The organism is Ferruginibacter sp. (assembly GCF_049840995.1).
Taxonomy (GTDB): Bacteria; Bacteroidota; Bacteroidia; order Chitinophagales; family Chitinophagaceae; genus Ferruginibacter.
Window position 1 is genome coordinate 41,469 of the sequence record NZ_JASGIP010000009.1, and the last position, 25,980, is coordinate 67,448.

General features: G+C 42.8%; 20 protein-coding genes. 9 read left to right on the top strand and 11 right to left on the bottom strand.

Translation table 11 applies throughout. The annotated features are described in order from the left end of the window. Positions 1–61 precede the first annotated feature (61 nt). Complete coding sequence (locus QM738_RS24560) at positions 62–1,711, bottom strand: CTP synthase (RefSeq protein ID WP_462279424.1); 1,650 nt, start codon at positions 1,709–1,711, stop codon at positions 62–64. Positions 1,712–2,031: 320 nt separating this feature from the next. Here QM738_RS24560 and QM738_RS24565 point away from each other — a divergent pair, with 320 nt between their 5' ends. Next, positions 2,032–3,048 carry a hypothetical protein gene (locus QM738_RS24565; protein WP_462279425.1) on the top strand — a complete coding sequence of 339 codons (1,017 nt, stop codon included), beginning with the start codon at positions 2,032–2,034 and terminating at the stop codon, positions 3,046–3,048. Between the two features lie 13 nt (positions 3,049–3,061). Here QM738_RS24565 and proC read toward each other — a convergent pair whose 3' ends face one another. From proC to purL, 3 genes are read right to left on the bottom strand one after another with little or no spacing between them, the layout of a single operon-like run. Next, positions 3,062–3,850 (bottom strand): pyrroline-5-carboxylate reductase, encoded by a 789-nt coding sequence (proC, locus tag QM738_RS24570; protein ID WP_462279426.1) that lies wholly within the window; start codon positions 3,848–3,850, stop codon positions 3,062–3,064. 1 nt (position 3,851) lies between these two features. After that, entirely contained in the window at positions 3,852–4,904 is a 1,053-nt protein-coding gene (locus QM738_RS24575; RefSeq protein ID WP_462279427.1) for an ADP-glyceromanno-heptose 6-epimerase, read from the bottom strand. 3 nt (positions 4,905–4,907) lie between these two features. Continuing rightward, positions 4,908–7,151, bottom strand: a complete 2,244-nt coding sequence (purL, locus tag QM738_RS24580; protein ID WP_462279428.1) for a phosphoribosylformylglycinamidine synthase subunit PurL — start codon at positions 7,149–7,151, stop codon at positions 4,908–4,910. Between the two features lie 111 nt (positions 7,152–7,262). On the opposite strand from purL, the gene QM738_RS24585 reads away from it, so the two are divergent. The 6 genes from QM738_RS24585 to QM738_RS24610 all read left to right on the top strand — a co-directional run bounded on the left by QM738_RS24585 (position 7,263) and on the right by QM738_RS24610 (position 13,982). After that, a complete protein-coding gene (locus tag QM738_RS24585) occupies positions 7,263–8,528 on the top strand; it encodes a DUF2142 domain-containing protein (RefSeq protein WP_462279429.1) in 1,266 nt (421 codons plus the stop codon). A gap of 110 nt (positions 8,529–8,638) precedes the next feature. Further along, a complete protein-coding gene (locus QM738_RS24590) occupies positions 8,639–10,834 on the top strand; it encodes a glutamine synthetase III family protein (RefSeq protein WP_462279430.1) in 2,196 nt (731 codons plus the stop codon). A 146-nt stretch (positions 10,835–10,980) separates the two neighbouring features. After that, positions 10,981–11,385 (top strand): hypothetical protein, encoded by a 405-nt coding sequence (locus QM738_RS24595; protein WP_462279431.1) that lies wholly within the window; start codon positions 10,981–10,983, stop codon positions 11,383–11,385. Between the two features lie 97 nt (positions 11,386–11,482). Continuing rightward, positions 11,483–12,562 carry an Ldh family oxidoreductase gene (locus QM738_RS24600; RefSeq protein ID WP_462279432.1) on the top strand — a complete coding sequence of 360 codons (1,080 nt, stop codon included), beginning with the start codon at positions 11,483–11,485 and terminating at the stop codon, positions 12,560–12,562. A gap of 99 nt (positions 12,563–12,661) precedes the next feature. Next, positions 12,662–13,036: a hypothetical protein gene (locus QM738_RS24605; RefSeq protein ID WP_462279433.1), complete on the top strand. Its 375-nt coding sequence runs from the start codon at positions 12,662–12,664 to the stop codon at positions 13,034–13,036. Continuing rightward, a complete protein-coding gene (locus QM738_RS24610; protein ID WP_462279434.1) occupies positions 12,993–13,982 on the top strand; it encodes an aspartate kinase in 990 nt (329 codons plus the stop codon). The genes QM738_RS24605 and QM738_RS24610 overlap by 44 nt, the downstream gene beginning before the upstream one ends. A gap of 74 nt (positions 13,983–14,056) precedes the next feature. On the opposite strand, the gene QM738_RS24615 is transcribed toward QM738_RS24610, so the two are convergent. From QM738_RS24615 to queA, 3 genes are all read right to left on the bottom strand, one after another. Beyond that, a complete protein-coding gene (locus tag QM738_RS24615; protein WP_462279435.1) occupies positions 14,057–16,171 on the bottom strand; it encodes a T9SS type B sorting domain-containing protein in 2,115 nt (704 codons plus the stop codon). Between the two features lie 42 nt (positions 16,172–16,213). Further along, positions 16,214–16,678 carry an Mpo1 family 2-hydroxy fatty acid dioxygenase gene (locus QM738_RS24620; RefSeq protein ID WP_462279436.1) on the bottom strand — a complete coding sequence of 155 codons (465 nt, stop codon included), beginning with the start codon at positions 16,676–16,678 and terminating at the stop codon, positions 16,214–16,216. A 211-nt stretch (positions 16,679–16,889) separates the two neighbouring features. Further along, positions 16,890–17,939 carry a tRNA preQ1(34) S-adenosylmethionine ribosyltransferase-isomerase QueA gene (gene queA, locus QM738_RS24625; RefSeq protein ID WP_462279437.1) on the bottom strand — a complete coding sequence of 350 codons (1,050 nt, stop codon included), beginning with the start codon at positions 17,937–17,939 and terminating at the stop codon, positions 16,890–16,892. Positions 17,940–18,223: 284 nt separating this feature from the next. Between queA and QM738_RS24630 the strand changes: the two genes are divergently transcribed. Next, complete coding sequence (locus tag QM738_RS24630; RefSeq protein ID WP_462279438.1) at positions 18,224–22,078, top strand: TraB/GumN family protein; 3,855 nt, start codon at positions 18,224–18,226, stop codon at positions 22,076–22,078. Here QM738_RS24630 and QM738_RS24635 read toward each other — a convergent pair. The 3 genes from QM738_RS24635 to QM738_RS24645 all read right to left on the bottom strand — a co-directional run bounded on the left by QM738_RS24635 (position 22,053) and on the right by QM738_RS24645 (position 24,605). After that, positions 22,053–22,952 carry an ABC transporter ATP-binding protein gene (locus QM738_RS24635; protein ID WP_462279439.1) on the bottom strand — a complete coding sequence of 300 codons (900 nt, stop codon included), beginning with the start codon at positions 22,950–22,952 and terminating at the stop codon, positions 22,053–22,055. The two genes, QM738_RS24630 and QM738_RS24635, sit on opposite strands and share 26 nt — an antisense overlap. Further along, positions 22,946–23,770: an ATP-binding cassette domain-containing protein gene (locus tag QM738_RS24640; RefSeq protein WP_462279440.1), complete on the bottom strand. Its 825-nt coding sequence runs from the start codon at positions 23,768–23,770 to the stop codon at positions 22,946–22,948. The genes QM738_RS24635 and QM738_RS24640 overlap by 7 nt, the downstream gene beginning before the upstream one ends. A gap of 64 nt (positions 23,771–23,834) precedes the next feature. Beyond that, the gene (locus QM738_RS24645) at positions 23,835–24,605 is read right to left on the bottom strand and encodes an AMP nucleosidase (protein WP_462279441.1); all 771 of its coding nucleotides are present in this window, start codon (positions 24,603–24,605) and stop codon (positions 23,835–23,837) included. Positions 24,606–24,717: 112 nt separating this feature from the next. Here QM738_RS24645 and QM738_RS24650 point away from each other — a divergent pair, with 112 nt between their 5' ends. Further along, complete coding sequence (locus QM738_RS24650; RefSeq protein WP_462279442.1) at positions 24,718–25,155, top strand: type I restriction enzyme HsdR N-terminal domain-containing protein; 438 nt, start codon at positions 24,718–24,720, stop codon at positions 25,153–25,155. A gap of 50 nt (positions 25,156–25,205) precedes the next feature. On the opposite strand, the gene QM738_RS24655 is transcribed toward QM738_RS24650, so the two are convergent. Next, positions 25,206–25,955: a DUF6089 family protein gene (locus QM738_RS24655; RefSeq protein ID WP_462279443.1), complete on the bottom strand. Its 750-nt coding sequence runs from the start codon at positions 25,953–25,955 to the stop codon at positions 25,206–25,208. Between the last annotated feature and the right edge of the window lie 25 nt (positions 25,956–25,980).

Consider the following 25,980-nt stretch of genomic DNA (forward strand, 5'->3'; position numbering starts at 1 on the left):
ATTGAACGTTGAACATTGATTATTGAACATTTCTTTTTAAAATTAATAAGGTTGCGAAGGTCTAAATCATTTCACTTTGTAATAACGGATTTTTTACCGCATCCCTTTTTTCGGCAAATGCTTTGGCCGCTTTTACAAAGTGTACAAATATCGGTTGTGGATTTTCCACCGTGCTCTTTAATTCAGGATGGTATTGCACGCCAATAAAGAAAGGATGGTTTGGTAATTCAACAATTTCCACCAGGTTGTTGGAAGGATTTTTACCACTTGGTACCAGTCCTGCCTTTTCATAATCGGCCAAAAATTTATTGTTGAATTCCCAGCGGTGGCGGTGCCTTTCACTGATCTCGGTAGCGCCATAAATGGTATGCGCCAGTGTACCTTCTTTAATAGTACAAGGGTAAGCGCCCAAACGCATGGTGCCGCCTTTATTGGTAATATCTTTTTGTTCTTCCATCAGGTCAATAACAGGATGTGCCGTGTCTTTCACCATTTCGGTAGAGTTGGCATCGGACCAGCCCAATACATTGCGGCCGTATTCGATCACCGCCATCTGCATACCTAAACAAATACCGAAGAAAGGCAGGTTATTTTCACGGGCATATTTTACAGCAGTGATCTTTCCTTCCACACCGCGGTTACCAAAACCCGGTGCCACCAGTAAACCATCCAGCTTGCTTAATTTTTCTGCTACATTATCTTCCGTAATGGTCTCACTGTGCACATCCACCACTTTTACCTTGCATTCGTTCATAGCGCCTGCATGCACAAAACTTTCGAGGATGGATTTGTAAGCATCCTGCAGTTCAATATATTTTCCTATCAAACCAATAGTGACTTTTGTTTTGGGATATTTTAATTTATCCAAAAATGCACGCCATTTGGTCAACTCCGGGGCTGCATATCCATTGATCTGTAATTTTTTCAACACGATCAGGTCCAGCCCTTCCTGCAACATCATCAACGGTACTTCGTAAATGCTGGAAGCATCCATTGCTTCAATTACTGCATTGGGTTTTACATTACAGAACAATGCAATTTTCTTTTTAAGATCATTGTTCAAAGGCTGCTCGGTACGGCATACGATCACATCGGGATGCACCCCTTCCTGGCTTAACAAACGTACGCTATGTTGTGTGGGCTTGGTCTTTAATTCTTTTGCAGCGCTTAAATAAGGTATCAAAGTAAGGTGCACCACCATGCAATCTTCTTCGGGCATTTCCCACTGCATCTGGCGTACAGATTCTACAAAAGGCAGACTTTCGATATCACCCACGGTACCGCCCAGCTCTGTAATGATGATATCGTATTTACCTTCTTTGCCCAGTAATAACATGCGGCGTTTGATCTCGTCGGTGATATGCGGAATTACCTGTACCGTTTTGCCCAGGTAAGCGCCTTCCCTTTCTTTATTGATCACCGTTTGATAGATACGGCCGGTGGTAACATTATTGGCCTGTGATGTAGGGGTGTTTAAAAAACGTTCGTAATGCCCAAGATCAAGATCGGTCTCCGCCCCGTCGTCGGTAACATAGCATTCGCCGTGTTCGTAGGGGTTGAGTGTGCCCGGGTCAACGTTGATATAGGGGTCGAATTTTTGTATCGTAACTTTTAAACCCCTTGCCTGCAGCAGTTTAGCCAGCGAGGCAGCTATAATTCCTTTTCCTAATGATGATGTAACACCGCCGGTTACAAAAATATATTTTGCCATAGTTATGAATTTCGAATGCCTTAAAATGGGAAAAACAAAAAATAAGAATCAATACCGTTGTAAGCTTCACTTCAACGTTTTAATTCTTTGTTCAGCGAAAAAACTTTATTTGTTAACCCGATCTGTTGACCAATGGGCATTTATTGAAAGAAAATATCCGAGAGGTCATGCAAAGATAGGATGATTATTCGGGTCGGTAAAATTTGAGGGAAAATTTGTGGAAAAGTGGTGGTTAGTTACATTATTTTATTAATTTTCATCACCCGAAAGCTATGATTAGAAAATATATACAATTAACGTTCTTTTTCGTTTTGATAAAGATGTCTGTTAATGCCCAGCAAACCAGCATTTCTGCACCCGATTCAGGAATTGCTTCAGTAATAACTTCTGTAAAACAACTTGTTATACCGGCACAGTTACAGGCTTATGCCAGTGTGCAATTCATGGATGTAAGACATTTTAAAAATTTTGCAGGCTTTATAGTTTCAAAGGACGGTAAGGATATCAATAAACTTACTACAGGAAAAAAATTGGAAGATGAGCTGAACCAGGCTGAAAAAACAAAAATGAATGAACATGCTTCAGACAGCATTTTTGTAGTACTGAAAAATTTCTGGTTCAATAAAAGCGGTTATGAAAAACGTAAGAATTATTGTAGTGTTTCCGCCTTGTTTTTTATAAAACAAAAGGATAGTTTCTGTTATGATTACAGGGTAGACACTGTTTTTGCTTATAAAGATCCTTTTGGGGAGTTTCATAAAACGGCTATTGATAAAGTAATAAACGATCTGCTGGCGCTCTATAAAGAACCCGGTAAGCATATCAGTAAAAAATATGGCGCAGCTATATTTTACGCCAATGCAGAAAAGAAACGACCGGGACCTGTACCTGTTAAAGACAGTATGGGGGTATTTTTAACGTATAAAGACTTTCTTAACGGCAATCTTTATAAAATACCATTAAGCGTAACTGCTTTCTTTAAGGATTTTACTTTTAGAATTGAAAATGAAGAATTGAATACAAAATTGCACCGTTCAATATGGGGATTGGTGTACCAGGGAGAGCTGTACATAAAAACAGGTAATTTTTTGAACAAAGCTTTTCCTTACGGTGAAACTTATATAACAACATGCAGTACTGTGATCAAAGATAACGGGCATATCCTTTCGCATCCTTATTGGCCTTATAATTATTATGATGAATCAAATATGGGATTGACGGAAGCGGCTACGGCTGTAGCTTTAACAACTGAGATCGCAGATCTTTTGCATCATAAAAACGGCTCAATAAAATATTACCCGGCGATCCTGGATATAGAAACAGGTAGGCTGCAATAATTTAATTTGCCGGTTAACCCTTTACGATCTTATTATAACTTGTAGCTATTCCCTTTATTAGTGATGAACTGAAGCCCTGGTGTTCCATTTCGTTCAATCCTGCAATGGTACAACCTTTGGGAGTGGTTACCTTATCAATTTCCTGTTCGGGGTGGGAGCCTTTTTGCAATAGTAATTCTGCAGCGCCTTTAACCGTTTGTGCAGCGATGAGGCTGGCCGTTACGGCACTGAAACCAATTTCGATACCGCCCTGTATATTGGCACGTATATACCGCATGGCATAAGCCGTACCACAGGCACCCAGCACGGTGGCGGCGTCCATCAGTTTATCTTCTATCATGCTTACTTTGCCCAGGGTTTCAAACAACTGCTGTACAAACTGCACCTGTGCAGGGCTGGCATTGGCATGACTGATGCAGGTCATACTTTCCTGTATGGCAATAGCGGTGTTGGGCATGGCGCGAAAAACAGGATTGGTTTTCTTTACCATGGTTGCCAGGTCATCCAGCGATACGCCGGTAATAACGGAAACGAGTACATGTTTTGCATTCAGGTCCTTTTTCAACCCAGCGATCACTTCTGCCACCTGGAAGGGCTTTACAGCCAGCAATACCAGCTCGCTTTTTTTAACGGCTTCATTATTGTTGGCAGTAACATGTACACCTTTATCGCTCAGTGCTTTTAAAGTGCTGATATTTCTTTTGGTAATGGTAATATCAGCTGCTTTGCAGAATTTACTTTTTAATAAACCTTCTGCAATGGCAGTGCCTAAATTGCCGCCTCCAATAATTGCTATTTTCATCTTAATAAAATAAATTTTTGTTTAAATAATTCCGCACATAATCGTCCACACCTTTTTCCAAAGAATAAAATTCATGCGGATAGCCGGCATTTACCAGTTTCTCCATTTTTGCTTCGGTAAAATACTGGTATTTATCCCGGATGTCTTTGGGCATGTCGATGAATTCAATATTGTGTTGCAGGTCCAGTCCCGCAAAGGTTGACTTTACAAGATCGATAAAACTTCTTGCAGTGCCGGTACCTAAGTTGTAAAGGCCGGGCGTGAGTGGTGAGTGGTGAGTGGTGAGTGAATCATTCGATTGAGGAGTTTTCTTACTCACTATTGACAACTCACTACTGACGGTTTCCATTAGCCAATAACAAACCGACACCACATCTTTCACATATACAAAATCACGCAGCTGCTCACCATCTTCATATCCTTCCTTATGCGAACGGAATAATTTTACCTTGCCGTTCTGTTTTATCTGGTTAAAGGAATGGAATATCACGCTGGCCATTCTTGCTTTATGATATTCGTTAGGGCCATATACATTAAAGAATTTTAAACCTGCCCAGAAAGGGGGCGTTTCTATCTGGTGCAATGCCCATTTATCAAATTCATTTTTGCTGATGCCATAAGGGTTGAGCGGTTGCAATTGTTCCACCACATCATGGCTGTCATCATAACCAAACTCACCCTCGCCGTAGGTTGCTGCCGAAGAGGCGTATACCAATGGTATCTTGTTAATAGTGCAGTACTTCCACATTTCCTGCGAATACTCTACGTTCAGTTTTTGATGAACGCTGTAATCAAATTCGGTGGTATCGGTACGGGCGCCTAAGTGAAATACGAATTTTACAGCTGGTTTTTCTTTTAATAACCAGTCGAACAGGTTTTCCCTTTCAACCCTTACTACATATTTTTTATGCAGCAGGTTCAGTTCTTTTTCGTCATCATCAAATTCATCTACTAATATTAAGTTCTCAAAACCCTGCTGGTTCAGATAACTTACCAGGCAGCTTCCTATAAAGCCGTAAGCGCCTGTAACAATTATGGTGGAATCTTTGGTCATAAATTATAAAGAAGATAAAGCATGATCACTCTCATGGCCAGCCAGTAAATTGCCAATTGCATTATCATATTTTTCTTTCCACTCGCATACATTGCCCCAGTCCTCACCATCAATGCTGATGCCGCCGCCGGTAACAGTACCCAGGTAAGTAACAGTGATCTCCATCTTTTCCAGTAGCATATTGAAATCATTTCGGTTTTCTTTACTAACAGAAACGACTACACGACTTTGCGCTTCGCCAAACCAGTAAGCATCTTTCCTTAAAGATTTATCGGTGGTATTTACGTTAAAGCCGAGGTTGCGGTTAAAGCCACTTTCCATTAATGTGATGAACAGGCCGCCTTCACTTACATCATGTGCAGAGTTGATGAGTTTTTTATCGATCATCTTCTTTATTTCGTGCTGCACTTCAAATTCTTCGTCCAGGTCAAAGTAAGGCGCCGGTGAATGTTCCACGCCATGCAGTTTATGTAAATATTCTGATGAGTTGATATCATTGCGTTGTGTACCTACCAGGTATATCTCATCATCTTCATTCTTAAAATCCATCGTCATTTTATCATCGGCAGAGTTCAGTAAACCCACCATACCAATAGTAGGCGTAGGATATACGGCGCCATCCGGTCCCTGGTTGTAAAAACTTACATTACCACCGGTTACAGGCGTATCAAATTTTCTGCAGGCCTCGCCCATACCCTTAATGGCGTGTACAAACTGGTAATACACTTCAGGATCATAAGGGTTACCAAAATTCAAACAGTTGGTAATGCCCAAAGGCTGGCCGCCGCTGCACACAATATTCCTGGCAGCTTCTGCCACCGCTATCATAGCGCCTTTGTAAGGATCAGCAAAAACATACCGGCTGTTGCAATCTGTAGTTAATGCCAGTGCCTTATTGGTAGGCTTTGCAATAACAATGGCTGCATCGCTCGGTGCATTGGTGCTGGCATTACCTGCGCCCACCATGCTATCGTACTGCACATAAACCCAACGCTTACTCGCAATATTGGGCACCTGTATCAATTGCTCTGCAGCAGCTTTCAGGTTAGCAGGTACAGCAATAGTATTCGCATCAAAGGCTTTTATTTTTTCAAAATATTTTGGTTCGCTGTAAGGACGGTCGTTTTGAGGAGCGCCGCCACCCAGCACCAGTTCGAAAGCAGGTAATTCAGCTTCCAGTGTTCCGTTCATATAAAACTGCAGAATGCCATCCGTGGTCACTTCACCGATCTCGCTGCAGGGCAGGTCCCATTTTTCAAATACATCTATCACCGCCTGTTCTTTTCCTCTTTCTGCTACCAGCAACATTCTTTCCTGGCTTTCACTCAATAATAATTCCCAGGCCTTCATATCTTTTTGGCGGGTAGGTACTTTTTCCAGGTCAATGCGCATACCGGCTTCACCTTTGGCGCTCATTTCGCTGGTGCTGCAGATGATACCTGCTGCACCCATATCCTGCATACCCACCACAGCGCCGGTCTTCATTACTTCCAGGCAGGCTTCCAGTAATTTCTTTTCCTGGAAAGGATCACCCACCTGTACTGCAGGCAGGTCCTGTGCACTGTCCTCCGTAATATCGGCGCTGGCAAAACTTGCACCGCCGATACCATCTTTACCGGTGGCACTGCCTACAAAAAATACAGGATTGCCTTTTACTTTTCCCGATGTTGCAGAAATAGTTTCGCCATTTTTTAAAATGCCCACACTCATGGCATTCACTAATGGATTGGTATGATAACAATCTTCAAAATAAATTTCTCCGCCTACCGTAGGTACACCAAAGCAATTGCCATAGTGACCAATACCATGCACCACACCGGCCAGCAAATGTTGTGTCTTGGCTTCTTTTAAATTGCCAAAGCGTAAACTGTTTAAAGATGCAATAGGCCTTGCACCCATGGTAAAAATATCCCTGTTGATACCACCCACGCCTGTTGCCGCTCCCTGGAAGGGTTCGATAGCAGAAGGGTGATTATGACTTTCAATTTTAAATACCACACCGTAACCGTCACCGATATCCATCAGCCCGGCATTTTCTTCACCGGCTTTTACCAGCATTTTTTTGCCTTCGCGGGGCAACGTCTTTAACCATTTAATGGAATTTTTATAGCTACAGTGTTCGCTCCACATGGCACTAAAGGAACAGAGTTCATTAAAGTTAGGGGTGCGGCCCAGTTTCTGTTTTATTAACTCAAATTCGTCGGCTGTAATACGTAATTGTTCTGCTGTTTTAACTGTTATTTCCATAAATGAAGTAGAAGGAGTGTTAGAAAGCGCAAAGGTAACACCGTAATGCTTTATTAAGAAAGAAGGATCGCAAATATTTTAACTATCTTCCCACATTGAAAATTTATTGCATTGGAGTATTTTCTTTTTTTTATTTACCTGCTGCTCTGTGGTTGGTGGATCACTACAATTCCGTTTGTAAAAAACGCCGGTATCAGCAGGCAATCCATAGTGCTGCTTTTCCTGCTGAAGATAATAGCGGGGGTAGTCATCGGGTGGGTATCCTATCATGTTTATGGACCGGGCAACGATTACTGGGATGTGAACAAAGATGGATGGGTTGAATACCAGTTACTGTGGAGCGATCCGCATGAATATTTCACCAATCTTTTTAAATCTAATTACGGTGCACATTATGGCGGCATATTCGATTCCTTCCAGTCGTTCTGGAACGACCTGCGCAATAATCTTATCAGTAAAATGCTGTCGGTATTCGATCTCTTCAGCCGCGGCAATTATTATATCAACAGCCTTTTCTTTAACTGCATGGGATTTTTAGGGCATGTGGCTTTTTACAGGTTGTTTATCCAGGTATACAAGAACCGGCAGAAAGCTGTGATAGTGGGTTGTTTCCTTTTACCCTCAATGCTTTATTTTACATCGGGTGTGCAGAAGGATGGGATCATTTTTATTGCATTAGGTCTTTTATGTTATGCCGTATACCAGTCGCTGCAAAAAAGCTTTAATACAAAGCGACTCACCATTATTTTTCTTTGCCTTGTTACCATCTTCCTCATCAGGAGTTATGTGCTGATGAACCTTTTACCGGCGCTGGTATTATGGATACTGGCAGTAAAATTCAAATGGCCACCGCTCCCCACTTTTATTGCAGGGTATATCATTGCAGGCCTGCTGTTCTTTAATATTCATTCCATAATATCTTCTATCAATCCACCGCAAACAGTGGTAAATAAGCAGGCCGATTTTTTTGCATTGCCCCAGGCCGCCACGATGATCCATACCGATACATTGGCTCCTCATTTTAAAAGTTTTGCTGTAAATGCGCCGCAAGCGTACAATCACCTGCTGCTGCGGCCATACCCCACCGAGATATCAGTAAAAAACCTGCTGCCCCTTGCTGTGGAATTGATCCTGTACCAGTTGCTTTTTATTCTGTTTATTTTTAACGGGCTAAAAAAACAGGAAAAATCATATAACCCATTTATTATTTTCGGGCTTTTCTTTACACTCAGTATGTTCCTTTTTATTGGCTATATAATGCCCAATTTAGGCTCAATTGTACGGTACAGGAGTGTATACCTCCCTTTTTTAATAACCCCCTTATTATGCCGTATAAACTGGGTAAAGCTACAGCAGAGTATTAATATTAAAAAATAAAAACATATTTGTGTTTTATCAAAAAAACTCATTTTTTTTCAAAGAAAAAAGGTAAAAAAATTGTTTTGTAACTGATTTTAGTGTTTTTTTGTTGATCTAAACATAAAAATATGCAATCTTTACGTTTCAATGCGCTGGAAAACTTAACCAGCAATCCTGTAGAAGTTGAAGTAGCAGGCTCTTCAAAAATCACCGGAATCTTTAATGAAAATGTATTTACACTTAAAGTTGCCCGCCAGTTTTTAAGTGACGAAGCCTATAAAAGCTTAGTGGCATCTATCAAAAGTGGTAAAAAGATCGACCGTGCAATGGGCGGCCAGGTAGCTAACGGTGTAAAAGCATGGGCCGAAAGCAAAGGCGTTACCCACTACACGCACTGGTTCCAGCCATTAACAGGCTTATCTGCTGAGAAACACGATTCATTTTTTACGTTGAAAGGAGATGGTACACCCATTGAAGAATTTGATGGTGGTGCATTGATCCAGCAGGAACCGGATGCTTCTTCATTCCCAAGCGGCGGTTTAAGGGCCACTTTCGAAGCCCGTGGTTATACTGCATGGGATCCTTCTTCTCCTGCATTCATTATGGAGATCGGCCAGGGCAAAACCCTGTGCATCCCTACAATATTTGTTTCTTACACCGGTGAATCTTTAGATGCTAAAACCCCCTTATTAAAAGCATTGGTGGCTTTGGATAAAGCTGCTGTAGATGTTTGCCAGTATTTTGATAAAAACGTTACCAGGGTAACACCAACCCTTGGTTGGGAACAGGAATATTTTTTGGTGGATGCCGGTTTGGCAAATGCCCGTCCTGACCTGGTACTGACCGGCCGCACTGTATTTGGCCATGCACCTGCAAAAGGCCAGCAGCTGGAAGATCATTATTTTGGAACCATACCCGAAAGGATATACGCTTTTATGAGAGACTTTGAAGAAGAATCTTACAAACTCGGTATTCCTTTACGTACACGTCATAATGAAGTAGCGCCTGCACAGTTTGAATGTGCACCTATTTTTGAAGAAGTGAACATTGCTGTTGACCACAACCTGTTGCTGATGGACATCATGACAAGGGTTGCAAAACGCCACGACTTAAAAGTATTATTGCACGAAAAACCATTTGCCGGCATCAACGGTAGTGGTAAACACAATAACTGGAGTATGGCTACTGATACAGGTGTTAACTTATTAGCGCCTGGTAAAACGCCTAAGACCAACCTGATGTTCCTTACCTTCTTTGTGAACACCATTAAAGCGGTATACGATTATTCTGACCTGTTGAGAGCTTCTATCGCCAGCGCAGGTAACGATCACCGCCTGGGTGCCAACGAAGCGCCTCCTGCGATCATCTCTGCTTTCATTGGTAAATATTTGACCACTGTATTGGAACAGGTGGAAACAAGGGTAGGTGGTAAATTCGACGAACAGGATGAAGCCATGCTGAAACTGGATATCCATAAAAGCATACCTGAACTGATGCTGGATAACACCGACAGGAACAGGACCTCTCCATTTGCATTTACCGGTAACAAATTCGAATTCCGTGCGGTGGGTTCTGCAGCTAACTGTGCTACCAACATGACCGTATTAAATACCATACTGGCAGAAACTTTAAAAACCTTTAAGAAAGATGTGGATGCATTGATCGAAAAAGGCGATAAAAAAGAAGTGGCTATCATGCAGGTATTGCAGAAATATGTTGTAGAAAGCAAAAAAGTATTGTTTGAAGGCGACGGTTACAGCGAAGCATGGGCTAAAGAAGCTGAAAAACGCGGCTTACCCAATGTAAAAACAACTCCGCTGGCGCTGGATGCTTATGTTACTGAAAAAGCGAAGCATTTATTCGAAAGCAATGATATTTACAACCATGCCGAACTGGAAGCAAGGCACGAGATCATGCTGGAAGATTATATCAAGAAAGTTCAGATCGAAGCAAGGATCATGGGCGAACTGGCTACCACTTATATCTTACCTTCTGCAGTTAAATATCAAAACACTTTGCTGACAAACATCAAAGGTTTGAAAGAAGCGGGTTTAAAAGAAAGTACTTATGCAAGCCAGTTGCAGGTGCTGGAAGCCATCAGCGAACACATCGTGGTGGTAAGCGACAACGTTAAAAAAATGATCGAAGAAAGGAAAGTTGCTAACGAGATCTCTGATACAAGAGAAAGGGCAATTGCCTATTGCGATAATATTAAAGGAAAATATTTCGACCTTATCCGTTATCATGTAGATAAGCTGGAACTGATGGTGGATGACACCCAATGGTTACTGCCTAAATACAGGGAAATGCTTTTCTTAAGATAAAAAAAGCTGGCAAGCAAACCTGTCTCGCCTTTGGCGCAGACGGCAATCGTTGTTAACCCCGCCTTTTGGCGGGGTTTTCTTTTTTATTTTAAGGCCCGTTAAACTTTTGTACAATTCTGTAATCCAATGCACGTAAAAAATGATCAATGAAAAAGACCACCTTACTGGCTGCGGCCCTTATTATGTTCACGGTTTCATTTGCACAGGTACAACGTAAAAGAGCTGTTGCAGCAAACGATTCCACAGCCGCACCGGCCACCGGCGCTTCAAGAGGCGAGAAAATGAAGATGATGCGGGAGCTGAATCTTACCAAAGAGCAAAAAGGTAAATTAAAAGAGATCAGGCAAAGCGGCCAGGAAAAGAAACAGGCCATTGAAAACGATGCCAGCCTTACACCCGATCAGAAACAGGCTAAATTAAAGGCATTGAAAAAAGAACAGGCAAAGAGCACCATGGGCATTTTATCTGACGAGCAAAAGCAGAAAATGATGCAGATGAGAAAGGATAAAAAAGCCGGTGAAGAGGACGAGATGCAAATGGACAATAATTAGTTGACATATAAGGCGGGGTTTTAGCAAAAGCCGTTCCACACCAGGAACGGCTTTCCCTTTTTGCGCTATACTATAGTAATTAGATTATTTTTGCCCGATGGAAAAAATATATACTTACGAACAATTATATACATTCAGCACTGCTGTTTTTGAAAAGATAGGATGCAGTAAAAAAGATGCGGATATCGCTGCTAAAACATTGTTGTCGGCCGATATCCGTGGTGTGGACAGCCATGGTGTGGCCAGGCTCAGCGGTTATATACGCCTGTGGGAAGTACAAAGGGTAAATGCCACTCCGAAAATTACAATAACACACGAAACACCCTCCACTGCTGTGGTTGACGGAGATGCAGGCTTAGGATTGGTGGTGGCGCCTTATGCCATGCAGGTGGCCATTGATAAAGCAAAAAATGTAGGCACCGGCTGGGTGAGTGTAAAGAACAGTAATCATTTTGGTATTGCAGGCTACCACGCTATGATGGCTTTGCCGCATGATATGATCGGTATTGCTATGACTAATGCCAGTGCCCTGGTGGCGCCTACTTTTTCGGTAGAAAGAATGCTGGGCACCAATCCCATTGCTGTGGCAATACCAGCAGGAACCGAACCCGCATTTGTGGCCGATTTTGCCACCACCACTGCCGCCAACGGAAAACTGGAAATACTGCAAAGAAAAAACGCCGATGCGCCTACGGGCTGGATACAAACCAAAGAAGGCCGATCCAGCACCAATGCCAACGAATTGAAGAACGGCGGCTCACTGTTACCGTTAGGCGGCGACCGGGAGCACAGCAGCCATAAGGGATATGCGCTGGGTGCTATTGTAGATATTTTTTCGGCCGTGCTCAGCGGTGCCAATTACGGGCCCTGGGTACCGCCATTCCCTGCCTATGTGCCCATGCCCGAAAATATGCCGGGCGAAGGTATCGGCCATTTTTTTGGCGCCATGCGCATTGATGCCTTCCGCACCGCGGAGGAATTTAAACAGCACATGGATAACTGGATCAAACGCTTCCGCAGCGCCAAAACTGTTGCGGGCGAAGAAAAAGTGATCATTCCGGGCGACCCTGAAAGAGAAATGGAAGCTGAACGGATGAAAGAGGGTATTCCGCTGGTAAATGCGGTGGCAGAGGACCTGCAGGCGCTTGCGCAACGTTTTTCTTTGGTTTTTTCCTGATTGCATTTGGAATAGCATGGTATATAAAATACTTTTGCAAAAAATTTAAAATCATTTATTAATTAAAAATCTGCCGCAGAAGCGGCAATGGGGGGGATTATGAAAATAATGAAATTTGGCGGCACCAGCGTAGGAAAGCCGGAGAGAATGCACCAGGTAAGTCAACTGATAACCGCGGATGATGAAAGCAAGATCGTGGTATTATCGGCCCTGAGTGGAACAACCAACAGTTTAGTGGATATCAGCAATGCCATGGCATCGGGCAATAAATCCGAAGCCAAACAACTGATCGAAAAGCTGGAAAATCATTATAAGGAATTTGTAAAGCAGTTATTGAAATCCGAACCGGGGCTGCAGGCTGCAGGTAAAATATTGCAGGAACATTTTGAATTCTTATACATCATATTGAAGATATCTTTTCAGCGAAGCATTGAACAAAGATATTTTGGCACAGGGCGAATTGCTGAGCACTAAATTATTTTCTATCTACCTCACAGAAAATAATATCGATCATGCTTTTTTACCTGCATTGGAATTTATGACCATCGATGCGTATGATGAACCGCAGGTGGGCGCTATCAAAGTAAAACTGGCACAGTTATTAAAACAGCACAGCGAAAAAAAGATCTTCATTACACAGGGATATATCTGCCGCAATGCCAAAGGCGAAGTGGATAATTTAAAACGTGGTGGCAGCGATTACAGCGCTTCGCTGATAGCAGCAGCTATTAATGCCAGTGTTTGCGAAATATGGACGGATATAGACGGCATGCACAACAACGATCCCCGTATTGTAAATAAAACATTCGCCATTGAGCAACTGAGCTTTGAAGAAGCAGCAGAGCTGGCTTATTTTGGCGCTAAGATTTTACATCCTGCCAGTATTTGGCCGGCGCAGTTTTACAATGTACCAGTAAAATTGCTGAACACCATGGAACCAACCGCCAAAGGCACTTTGATTGCTGAAAAAGCCGGCAGTGTGGGTGTAAAAGCAGTGGCAGCAAAAGATGGTATCACTGCTATCCGGGTAAAGAGCAGCCGTATGTTACTGGCCTATGGTTTTTTACGCAAAGTATTTGAAGTGTTTGAAAAATACCGCACTTCCATCGATATGATCACTACATCGGAAGTAGCTGTATCTGTTACCATTGATAATGACCTGAACCTGCCGGATATCATTAAGGAACTGGAACCATTCGGAACGGTGGAAGTGGATACCAATCACACCATCGTATCTATTGTAGGCAACGAAATTGCCGAAACAAAAGATGTGATGAAAAAACTGTTTGATGCTATTGAGCCGATACCCGTACGTATGGTAAGTTATGGCGGCAGCAAACACAATGTATCGTTACTGATTACACGAAATTATAAAGAACAGACATTGCAACTGCTGAACGCAGGCTTGTTTGGATTGTAAGGAAGAAGTTGCAAGGGGAATAGCTGCAAGGGATAAGTATATTGTTGCCTGCAGCTATTTTTATTTGCAGGATTTTATCTTAGTAACAACACCGTGCCTCTTTTGGAAGTGGGGGCTTCTCCTTCCAGCTGGTACTGGCATTGCCAGGCAAAAACACCGGTATTAAAAGGGCTGTTTTTTAAAGTGCCGTCCCAACCATGATTGAGCGTAGTGGTTTCAAAAACCACCCGTCCCCAACGGTCGTAAATAATAAACCGGTATTGTTTTACATCTGCATTCATAATGGGCATGAACAGATCATTCTTGCCATCTTTATTGGGCGTAAATGCGTTGGGTATAAAAATGCCTTCTATGCAGGCTTTGGGAAATATAATGATCGAATCGCGGCCGGTGCATTGCGACTGGTCGGTTACCTCTAACCAGTAAATGCCCGGTTGTTTTACATTGATCGTTTCGGTAATGGCATTATTACTCCATAAATAGCTTACAAATTTGCGGTTGGCCTTTAGTTCAATACGCTGGAAGCTGCATAAAGCGGTATCTGCAGCCAGGAAATTCCGGGGCGGTGGTAATGCACCCACCTGCACGGAAAGATTGTTGGAAGTCGCCGTTTTTATATCCACACAGGGGTCATCACTGGTAAGCACACACGAAATTACATCAGTACTTTGCAGGCTGTAGATGCGCAGGGTGTCGCTGTTATTACCTATTGTTACGCCATTCAGCTTCCACTGAAATACCGGGTTGGCTCCGCCATTTACAGGTTGGGCAATAAAATAAAGTGGTTGGGTAGAGCAGGGAATGCTCGCTTTTTCAGCTTTGATAATGACAGAAGGAAATGTTAGCTGCCCGGTAAAAGAAAATCGGGTGAGCCAGATATCTGTATTGCCCTGGCTCAATGTAAGGTCCCCATCCCCGGAAGTGCTGGAGGATAATGCCATACAGGATGTGGCATTTAGAAGGGCTAATTTTTGTCCACGATCGATCTTACTACCACCAAAGGTCCTGCTCCATTGTATATTGGCTGCAGCATCCAGCTTTGTGAGCCAGACTTCGGTCATGTCGTGTTTTTTACAAATTTGGCCACTGTTGGATTTGGTTGTACCCAGTGCTATATATCCCCCATCAGGGGTTGCCTCGAATGAAAAGGCAAGATCTTCATTATTTGCTCCGAAAGCTTTTTGCCATAGCAGGTTCCCGTTGGCATCCAGCTTAAACAAAAAGCCGTCACCATTATAAATATTGTTTGCCTGCGAACCCGGCAGGTTATCAGAATAGGCCAGACCGCCGATTGTATAAGTACCGTCGCTGTTTACAATAATAGTGCAAGGATTATCGCTAAAACGCCCACCAATGCATTTGTCCCATATAATACTGCCGGTAGTAGTGATCTTAAACACCCATATATCGTCCACATTATTGGGTATCGGGTTAGAAACATTGCCATCATTTGAATCTGTTATGCCGGCAATAACATAGTTGCCATCAAGAGTTTGCCTGATAAGGGTTTTAGCCCCGTATTGGCTGTAAAAACCATCCCGTTTGCTACCTCCATAGCATTGCTGCCATATTAAATTACCAGAAAGATCTGTTTTGAATATCCACTCATCTATTGCGCCATGATTTCCTGATACATCTCCATCTACAGAGTACGTCAAACCTACAGCAACAAATCCATCGTTTACTGCTATAATATCGGAGCCCCAGTCGCTATAAGCGCCCCCATAACATTTTTTCCATTGAATGATTCCTGCTGCATCCACTTTAATTATCCATACATCAACCACACCGTGATTACCGCTTACATCTCCATCATTGGATTGAGTGCTGCCGATTATAGCAAAGCCTCCATCAGCGGTTTTGACAATGCTGGAGCCAAGTTCTTCTGCAGAACCTCCGTAAAATCTTTGCCAAACCAGGTTACCGGCCGGGTCGAATTTTGTGAGCACAATATCCTTAATGCCGGAACTGCCGATATTAGCCTTCATGTCTCCATCTGAAGAAGCTGTGGAACCCAACACCAGGAAACTGCCGTCAGGTAATAATAAAAGGTCGCTGGGATCATCGGCTAAGCTGCCGCCATAGCTTTTTTGCCACTGCAATACGGCAGGTTGGGCAAACAGGTTGCCCGAGATAAAGAAGATGAACAATAAGCAAAGCCTTCTCATATCCCTTAAAGATACTGTCAAATATTTAAAAATGCTAATCAGTTAAGGCAAGCCGGTTGGGCATTAAAGCCCTATCCCCATTTTTTTATAGATAAAACTCATCAGCCAGGCCGGGCCGATCATTAAAAACTGCAGGTCCTTTAAAAAAGAGGGTTTTTTACCTTCTATCTTATGGCCATAGAATTGCCCGATCCAGGCAAGGACGAAAGTAATGACACAAAATAACCAGAGAGGGATAAAGCCAGCTTGCTCCACCAAGTAACAAATATACAGGCACAATACACCAAACAGCAACATGCCGATCCACAGGGTTCGGGATAACGATAAATAATACACTATTACCAGCAGCATGATGATGATGGCAGCGTTGATTTGCACCCCTGCGGCTACCCATGGCAGTTTTATGCTGTACAAAAGCCCTACTACCGAAAAGAAAATGGTGGGAACACAAATCCAGTGAATGGTTTTATTAGTGGCATTCTGGTGGCTTTCACCATACTCGGCAAGCCATTGCTGTATTGTTTTCATTGCAAGCAGTTTTATGTTTCCTAAAAATAATTAAAACTCTTAACAAATCATTTACAACATTTTAGCCACTTTGAACGTCTAATGAGTGGTTTTTCATAGGATATTGGATTTTAAACGGGGCTGGATTTCTATCCTGGCCCTTTTTTATTTTATACAGGTAATAAAAAACGCCCCAACTGGTGAGGCGTTCTTAAAAATGATGTTGCGGAAATTAAATGATCAGCATCGCATCTCCATAACTGAAGAAACGGTATTTATCTTTGATCGCTTTTTTATAGGCTTCCATCATCAGGTCGTAACCGGCAAAGGCGCAGGCCATGATGAGTAAACTTGTTTTTGGTAAGTGAAAGTTGGTTACCAGTGCATCGGCAATATTAAAACTATAAGGCGGGTGAATAAAGTGATTGGTCCAGCCTTCGGATGGTTTTAGTAATTTTTGTGCGGTGAAAGAACTTTCCATGGCACGCATGGTAGTGGTACCTATTGAGCAAACGCGGTGACCGGTTTCTTTTGCCTTGTTCACAATATTGCAGGCTGTTTCTTCCACCCTGTAATATTCGGCATCCATTTTATGTTTGCTCAGGTCTTCCACTTCAATAGGGCGGAAGGTACCTAAACCCGTATGCAGCGTGGTTTCTGCAAAGCGGATACCTTTTATTTCCAGGCGCTTGATCAGTTCTTTACTAAAGTGTAAACCTGCAGTAGGCGCTGCTACGGCTCCTTCATGCTTGGCATAAACGGTCTGGTAACGCTCTTTATCTTCTTCTTCGGGTTTGCGCTTGATGTATTTTGGCAGCGGGGTCTCACCCAGTATTTCCAGCATCTGGCGGAATTCCTCATCGGTGCCATCCCATAAAAAACGGATGGTACGGCCACGGCTGGTGGTATTATCGATCACTTCGGCAACCAGTTCGTCGCTTTCGCCAAAATATAATTTGTTACCTACACGGATCTTACGGGCAGGATCCACGATCACATCCCATAATTTATTGGGTTTGTTCAGTTCCCTCAACAGGAACACTTCTATCTTGGCACCTGTTTTTTCCTTACGGCCGTACATACGGGCAGGAAAAACCTTGGTGTTATTCACTACAAACACATCCTTGTCGTCGAAATAATCAATGATCTCTTTAAAATGTTTGTTCTCGATATTGCCGGTCTTCCGGTCAATTACCATCATACGGCTGTCTTCGCGTTTTTTGGTAGGGTTCTGGGCAATAAGGTTAAGAGGGAGATCGAAACGGAATTGAGATAATTTCATGTATCTGTTTAATTTAAAAGTTACATGCCGTTACACAGAGTGAAAGAGTAAGCCTTTTGGGAGGCGCTTATCATGTTACGGCATGATTTTGAGGCGCAAAGATACGACTTTTTACCGGCAAAACCCAGTAATGGTAAAAAATGTTAATTAGTCGGGCTGTAATATGGCAAAAAAGCATAATGCCGGCTAATTGTTAGCAGATTGCCAAATGGCACAATTGCAAGTGTGGAATAGCGGGGCTTATATCATCTTTGTATTATCTTTATTATACAATTAACCGATACATGAAAAGAGCAGCAACCCTTTTGCTATTTACCCTTTCCGTACTAACAGCAACCAGCCAGGCCACTAAAAAACCAGAAAAAAAATACCAGGGTCTTCTTTGGGAGATAACCGGTAACGGGCTGACCAAACCCAGTTATCTTTTTGGTACTATGCACGTAAGCAATAAACTGGCATTTCATTTAGCCGATTCTTTTTACAATGCCATCAAGAATGTGGATGTGGTAGCGCTGGAAACCAACCCTGCTAACTGGCAGGACGATTACAGCAAGCCCAATATCTTCGACAGCCGTTCATCGGATATCAGCAACTATGCATATAAATTTTTGGATATCCCCAACGATTACATGCGCAAGAATACTTTTGCCGTGGATAAATACGAAAGCAATGTAAAGCTGGCCATGGCAACTGAACCTGCTATGATCAATGGTATGCTGTATCGCACTTATAACCAGGGAGCCGATTTTGAAGAAGATACTTACCTGGATATGTATATTTTTCAAACAGGCAGCAAGCTGGGAAAAAAACTGACCGGCGTGGAGAATTTTGAAGAGAGCGAAAAGCTGGTGGCAGAAGCTTATAAAGATGCTGCCAAAGAAAAAAAGAAAAAGAATTACGACCGGGATGATTACAGTTATGATGATTATATAAAAAGCCCTTACACCATTGAAGATGCTTACCGCAAAGGCGACCTGGATATGCTGGACAGCCTGGAAGGTAAACAATTCAACAGCAAAGCTTTTTTAGAAAAGTTTTTATACAAACGCAACGAGATACAGGCCAACTCTATTGATTCGATCATTAAAAGCAAAACAAGCTTGTTTGTAGGCGTGGGCAGTGCACACTTACCCGGCAAACGCGGCGTGATAGAAATGCTGCGCAGCAAAGGCTATAAATTACGGGCTGTAAAAATGGGCGAACGGGATGGCCTTCAAAAAGACATCATTGACAAGATAAGGGTGCCGGTGAATTTTAAAACGATACAGTCCGATGACAAAATATTTTCTGTAGAGATACCCGGTGATAAATTTTACAGCTTCAGCAGGTTTGGCGACCTGAACACCAAGCAATATGCAGATATGGGCAATGGCGCCTATTATGTAGTGAGCCGTATTAAAACAGATGGCCTGTTGCTGGGCGATAACGAGAATGCGGTGTATAAAAAAGTGGACAGCCTTTTATATGAGAATATTCCCGGTAAGATATTGAAGAAATCACCGGTCACTAAAAACGGTTACCGTGGATATGATGTTACCAACAGAACAAGGAGGGGCGATATACAACGCTATAATATTTTTGTAACGCCGTTCGAGATATTGATCTTCAAGATCAGTGGTATCGGCGATTATGTGCAGGAAGGTACAGAAGCCAACCGCTTTTTCAATTCTATCAACATAGCACAGTACAAAGAAGAGAACTGGGTGAATTATACGCCTGCCACAGGAGGTTTTGCCATTAAGCTGCCGCATACACCCATTATGCAAAAAGATTTTGGCAGCGACCGCCTGGAATATACGGCAGCAGATAATAAAGAAAATATCACGTACAGCCTGATGAAAGCGAATTTGCATAATTATGGATTTATCGAAGAAGATACTTTTGACCTGAATTTAATGGATGAAAGTTTTGCATCGAGTGAAATGATCGATAAGCAGGTAAGCAGGCTGCAGGGCAAATGGCAGGGCTATCCAATACTTGATTGTAAATACAAACACAAAGATGGTTCATTCACCACGGTAAGGTATCTATTGCAGGGCCCCAATTATTATGCTGCAATGGCGCATTATACTGCCGAAACAAAAAATGTAAAACAATTTATAGAATCATTTCAAATTGTTCCTTTTATATATCCCGAAGTAAAACCCAGGGTGGATACCGCTTTGCATTTTACCGTGCAATCGCCGCTTTTTCCTGAAGGTAAAAAGCAGAATGATATCATGGAGACGATCAAGAACATGATGGAAAGTTATGGCGGCGATGATGATGACAGCCAGGTGCCTGAATTTGGTGTAAGAGTGATTGGCAATGATACGATCGGTGAAAAAGTGTTTATTGCCTGGGCAAAAGCTCCGAAAAACACTTATGTAAAAGATTCTTCCAAAGTATTTAACAACAGTGATTTTGAATTTTCGGGATCAGCTAAAAAAGCGCAGAGTTATTTGTACCTTAAAAAAGACAGTGGTATCACTGCAAGTGGAATGCGCTATATGTTTCAGCAGGTTACCGATACCAACAGCAGCCGTACCATTATTTCCAAATCGTTTTATAAATCGGGTAACTATTTTGCATTAGTAACACTTACGGATACACTAACACCCCGCAGCAGCCTTTTGGCAAATATCATTCAAACTTTTAAACCTGCTGATACACTGAAGGGGGAATCGCCTTTTGTAAAGAAGAATGCAGAATTCTTCCGCGACTTTGCCAGCAAGGACAGCGCCACCCATGCAAAAGCCATGAAGCGATTGGCTAATATAGAATTTGATTCGTCGGACGTGGCTTCGCTTAAAAAGATCATTGATACGCTGAGCTGGAAAACCAAGGATTACCTGCAAATGAAGCAGAACTTCATCGGCAGGCTGGAAGAGACCAATGATACCAACCTGGTGGTTTACTTAAAGAAACTGTACGTGGATGCAAAAGATACTGCCGACCTGCAGAATGCAGTGCTGCAATCTTTATTAGGTATGCAGACCAAAAGTTCTTTCATCGCCTTCAAGGACCTGATCATTATGGAGCCACCTGTTGTGATCGATGGTGGCAGCAGTTCCAGCTACGATTACAGCGATCTTATTGCGAAGGTTGGTAAACTCAGTAAAGCTTTCAGCAAAGCCCGCAGTACGTACGATGATGATGGTAACTGGTACCCGTTATATGATACACTATCATTGGCAAAAGTAGTTTTTCCAGATATACTGCAACTGATCAACCTGGATGATTACAAAGGCAATGTGATGGAATTGCTGACCACCATGGTGGATAGCGGCTACGTGGATGCAAAGACCTACGATCTTTATTTTACCAAGTTTTATACAGAGGCAAAACAGGAGCTTAAAAAAGAAAAAGCCAGCGAAAGTCAGAAGGCTATTGCAAAGGCAGAAAAAGCCAACAAAGCCGATGAGGATGATGAATCCGGCAGTGATCGCGGTGATAATGATGCTGGCAATGCATTGCTGCAAAGTTATGCCGTGCTGCTGCAGCCTTATTGGGATAAGAATCCCGGTGTGCCGGTGTTTTTTGACGAGCTGATGAAACTGAAGAATAAGCAGATAAGGTTCAATACCATGCTGCTTTTATTACGCAATAAAAGACCTGTGCCCGATACGCTGCTTAATTTTTATGCTGCCGATGAAGATTACCGTATAGACCTGTACCGCAGTTTAAAGAAGGCAAAACTGCTGGATAAATTCCCGGCAAAATTCAATAATCAGGCAGACCTGGTGCGAAGTGCATTGGTAAGCGCATCATCCTACGATAAATATGATACGCTGGCATTGCTGGATAAAGTGCCCGTAACGTATAAAAATAAAAAAGGCGTGGTATACTTCTTTAAATACAAGAATAAGAAAGAAGAAAAGAAATGGAAGATACTTTCGTTTGGCATGCAACCGGAAAATGCAAAAGAGTTTGATGATGATAATGATGATTTTACTTCTTCTTCATCTTACAGTTATTACAGGAGCAGCAGCAACAAACTGGATGAAACAAAACCGGTAAAAGAACAGTTGCAGCAGTTGATGAAAACAATGCTGAATAAAATGCACAGCAGCGCAGCGCAGTTCTATGGCAATGATTACGACAGTGATGATAAGGATTTTTTGACAGAGCGTATTAAGACCAACCGTTTTGGAGATTAAGGAATTTACTGCCGGGAATGGCTTCAATTAAACGCTGTGTGTACTCGTTTTGCGGATGATTGTAAATATCTTCCGCATTGCCCTGTTCCACAATTTTTCCCTGGTGCATTACCAGCATACGGTCGCTGATATAGCGCACTACCGAAAGGTCGTGGGAGATGAATATTGACGTAAAACCAAATTCTTTTTTAAGATCGTTCAGTAAATTCAGCACCTGAGCCTGCACGCTTACATCCAGTGCAGAAACACTTTCATCAAAAATGAGGAAAGAAGGATTAAGGGCCAGTGCCCTTGCTATACAGATGCGCTGGCGCTGCCCGCCGCTGAACTGGTGCGGATATCGGTTAAAATGTTCCGGCAGCAAACTTACTTTTTGCAACAGCTCCATTACTTTTTCTTTACGCTCATTGTTGTTGCCCAATATGCCGTGCACGGATAATGGTTCCAGTATGGATTCCCCGATGGTGATCCTGGGATTGAGTGAACCATAAGGATCCTGGAAAACGATCTGCAGGTCTTTGCGCATAGTACGCAATTCGGCGGCACGGACATTGGTGATATCTTTTCCCTGTAAATAAATTTTCCCTTCGGTAGGTTTTACCAATTGTAAAATAGTACGGCCCAGCGTGGTCTTGCCGCAACCGCTTTCACCTACCAGGCCCAGTGTTTCGCCCTGCAGTACTTCAAAACTCACATCATCCACCGCTTTGAAAAATTGCGATGGCCTGCCCAGTAAATTTTTCTTAACGGGAAAATATACTTTTAAATTTTCCACCTGTAAAACAGGAGTTGCGGCAGATGATTCCGTTATATTTTCTGTAATTGGTGCACTTGATGCTTCTACATTATTGCCATTGATAAAGTCGCTCACCACGGGCAGCCTTGCTCCTTTTTTTTGCCCGCAGGGCGGCAGGCAAGCAGGGCCCTGGTATAATTATGTTGCGGGGCTTTTAAAACATCTTTTGTAGGTCCCTGTTCCACAATTTCTCCCTTGTACATCACTACTACTTTATCGGCAATATCTGCAACAATGCCCAGGTCGTGGGTGATCAAAATAACAGCCATCCTGTTTTGCAGCTGCAGTTCTCTTATCAGTTCCAGTATATTTTTTTGCACGGTCACATCCAGTGCAGTCGTGGGTTCATCGGCTATCAGTAATGAAGGATTGCTGCTGATGGCCATTGCGATCATTACCCTTTGTTTCTGCCCGCCGCTCAATTGATGTGGATAACGGTCGGCAATAGACGCAGGATCAGGTAATTTTACTTTTTCAAAAAGTTCGATGGTCTTTTGCCGGGCTGCTTTTACAGAAATGTCCTGGTGCTGCCGGATAGATTCCACGACCTGTTTACCGCAGGTAAAAACAGGATTAAGCGATGTCATCGGCTCCTGGAAGATCATGGCGATCTTTCTGCCACGAAAATCATTGATCCTGTCCGCAGCAAGATTGACCAGGTTGGCCGGTGGCCTGTCCTGCTGAAAAAAAAGGGTCTTGCCCGAAACAGTGGGATTGCCGGACAATAACTGCATCAGCGAAAGCGCTGTTACCGATTTGCCCGAACCGCTCTCGCCAACTATTGCTACGATCTCTCCTTTTTTTATTTCCAGCGAACTGTTCTTTACGGCAACAGTTTTGTTGCCTTCATTGCTGAACTGCACAGAAAGGTTTTGTATGGAAAGAAGAGATGGCATCTTGTGCCTGGAAGTTTCCGCTTCCAGTAGTCTGAATATTAACGGAAGCAGGAGCTTCCGTATACTAAAATTTCAAATGTCTTACAGTGAGTCCGTTATTGATCAGCTGTTTTAGTGAATCGATGCCGATCTTTAAATGGCGCTCGACAAAACCTGCGGTAACTTTTTTATCGCTGGCCTCTGTTTTTACGCCTTCGGGTACCATGGGCTGATCGCTTACAAGCAATAATGCACCGGTGGGAATGCGGTTATAAAATCCAACAGAAAAAATAGTGGCGGTTTCCATATCAATGGCATAGGCCCTTACTTTTTCCAGGTATAATTTAAATTCATCATCGTGTTCCCAAACCCTGCGGTTGGTGGTGTACACCGTGCCGGTCCAGTAATCTGTTTCATAATCCCTGATAGTGGTAGAGATAGCTTTCTGCAGGCTGAACGATGGTAATGCCGGAACGATGGGAGGGAAATAATCGTTACTTGTTCCTTCTCCACGCATAGCGGCAATAGGCAGTATCAGGTCGCCGATATGGTGGCGCTTTTTTAAGCCACCGCATTTGCCTAAAAATAAAACGGCTTTGGGATGTATGGCACTCAACAGGTCCATTACAGTGGCGGCGCCGGGGCTGCCCATTCCAAAATTGATAATGGTGATATTTTGTGCGGTGGCGCATTGCATGGGCCTGTCGCGACCGATCACCTGCACATTATTCCACTCGGCAAACATTTCTACATAATTACTGAAATTAGTGAGCAGGATATATTCACCAAAATTTTCTAAAGTCTCGCCAGTATACCTCGGCAGCCAGTTGTTTACAATTTCTTCTTTCGATTTCATATTTCTTTTACTTTTTTACAGCGGCTGAATGAATTGCAGCACCGATAGCTTTGTTCCGCAATGGATTCAGTACATTGCATTTTTTAAAATTACAAAATTCTGCTCAGCTTCAATGATAAAGATTGAATACCCGCCATATCAACCCAGGATAAAAAAGGAAAATGATACGGAATTTATTTTTGATGCAGTAAGAAAACGCTGGGTGGTATTGACACCTGAAGAATGGGTACGGCAGAATTTCCTGGAATATCTTATCCAGGTAAAAAAATATCCACCCTCATTACTGGCCGTAGAAAAAGAAATCAGGCTGGGTGATCTTAAAAAACGCTTTGATATCGTGGTATATGATGTGCATTCCAAACCCTGGATGATCATTGAATGCAAGGAAATGAATGTTTCCCTCAACCGCCAGGTGCTGGACCAGGCGCTGCGCTATAATATAACCATGCAGGTGCCGTACCTGGTCATTACCAACGGCAGCTACTGCATGGCTTTTCAATGCACTGATGGTACTTTAAACGAACTGCAGGCTATTCCTGCAAGGACATAGATAACCACCGGCAGGGCTATCACCACTGCCGGGGTTTAAATCAATTGCTGCTAATACCTCATTACCGGGCATGCCAGTGTTCTGTTCTTTTTATTGAAGGAATAGATGATGCCGATGCTGTGGCTGAGGTAATGATCGTTCTTATTAGGATTTGCCGACTGGCTGAAACCATCCAGGTAATCGGTAAAGCTAAATCGATAACTTGTTTCTGCTGTTAAAGAAATACGATCGCTTAAAGCATAGCGCAAACCAACTCCCGCCGGTATCACAGGTATGGTGCGTGGCAATGAACGGGCTGCGTCGGTTGCCAATCCATTCATTACTTCCCCATCTTCAGGAAATATAGTGGGGTCGATGTTGCTCCAGTCTCTTTTTATTTTTACAAAAGACAATCCTGCACCGGCAAACAGGTAAGGCGTAAGCCGTGTATTGTTGCGGTTGGTAATATTCCATACAGCCTGTACCGATAATTCAGTAACAGGTGTGGTAAAATTAAAATTCCTGTACTTTCTCCAGTCGGGGTTTGAATAAACGGCATCATTACCATATAATTTGCCGCGGTTGATATTCAACCGTACAGAAAAGTAAGGATTGAGGATACGGTACAGCTGCAGTGCCAGCTGCGGCTTCATAGTTTTATACGAACCCAGTTGTTGCGGTGTAAGATCGCCCTGGTACACAAAAACTCCGGCATTTAAACCTATCTCATATTTGGAAAGATTGATCTGTGCGGTGGAATAATAAGCGGTTCCGGATACAAAAAAAATAGTGAGCACAGTTTTGTTGAATACAGACTTCATTGGATTTACATTTAGGTGAAGAAAA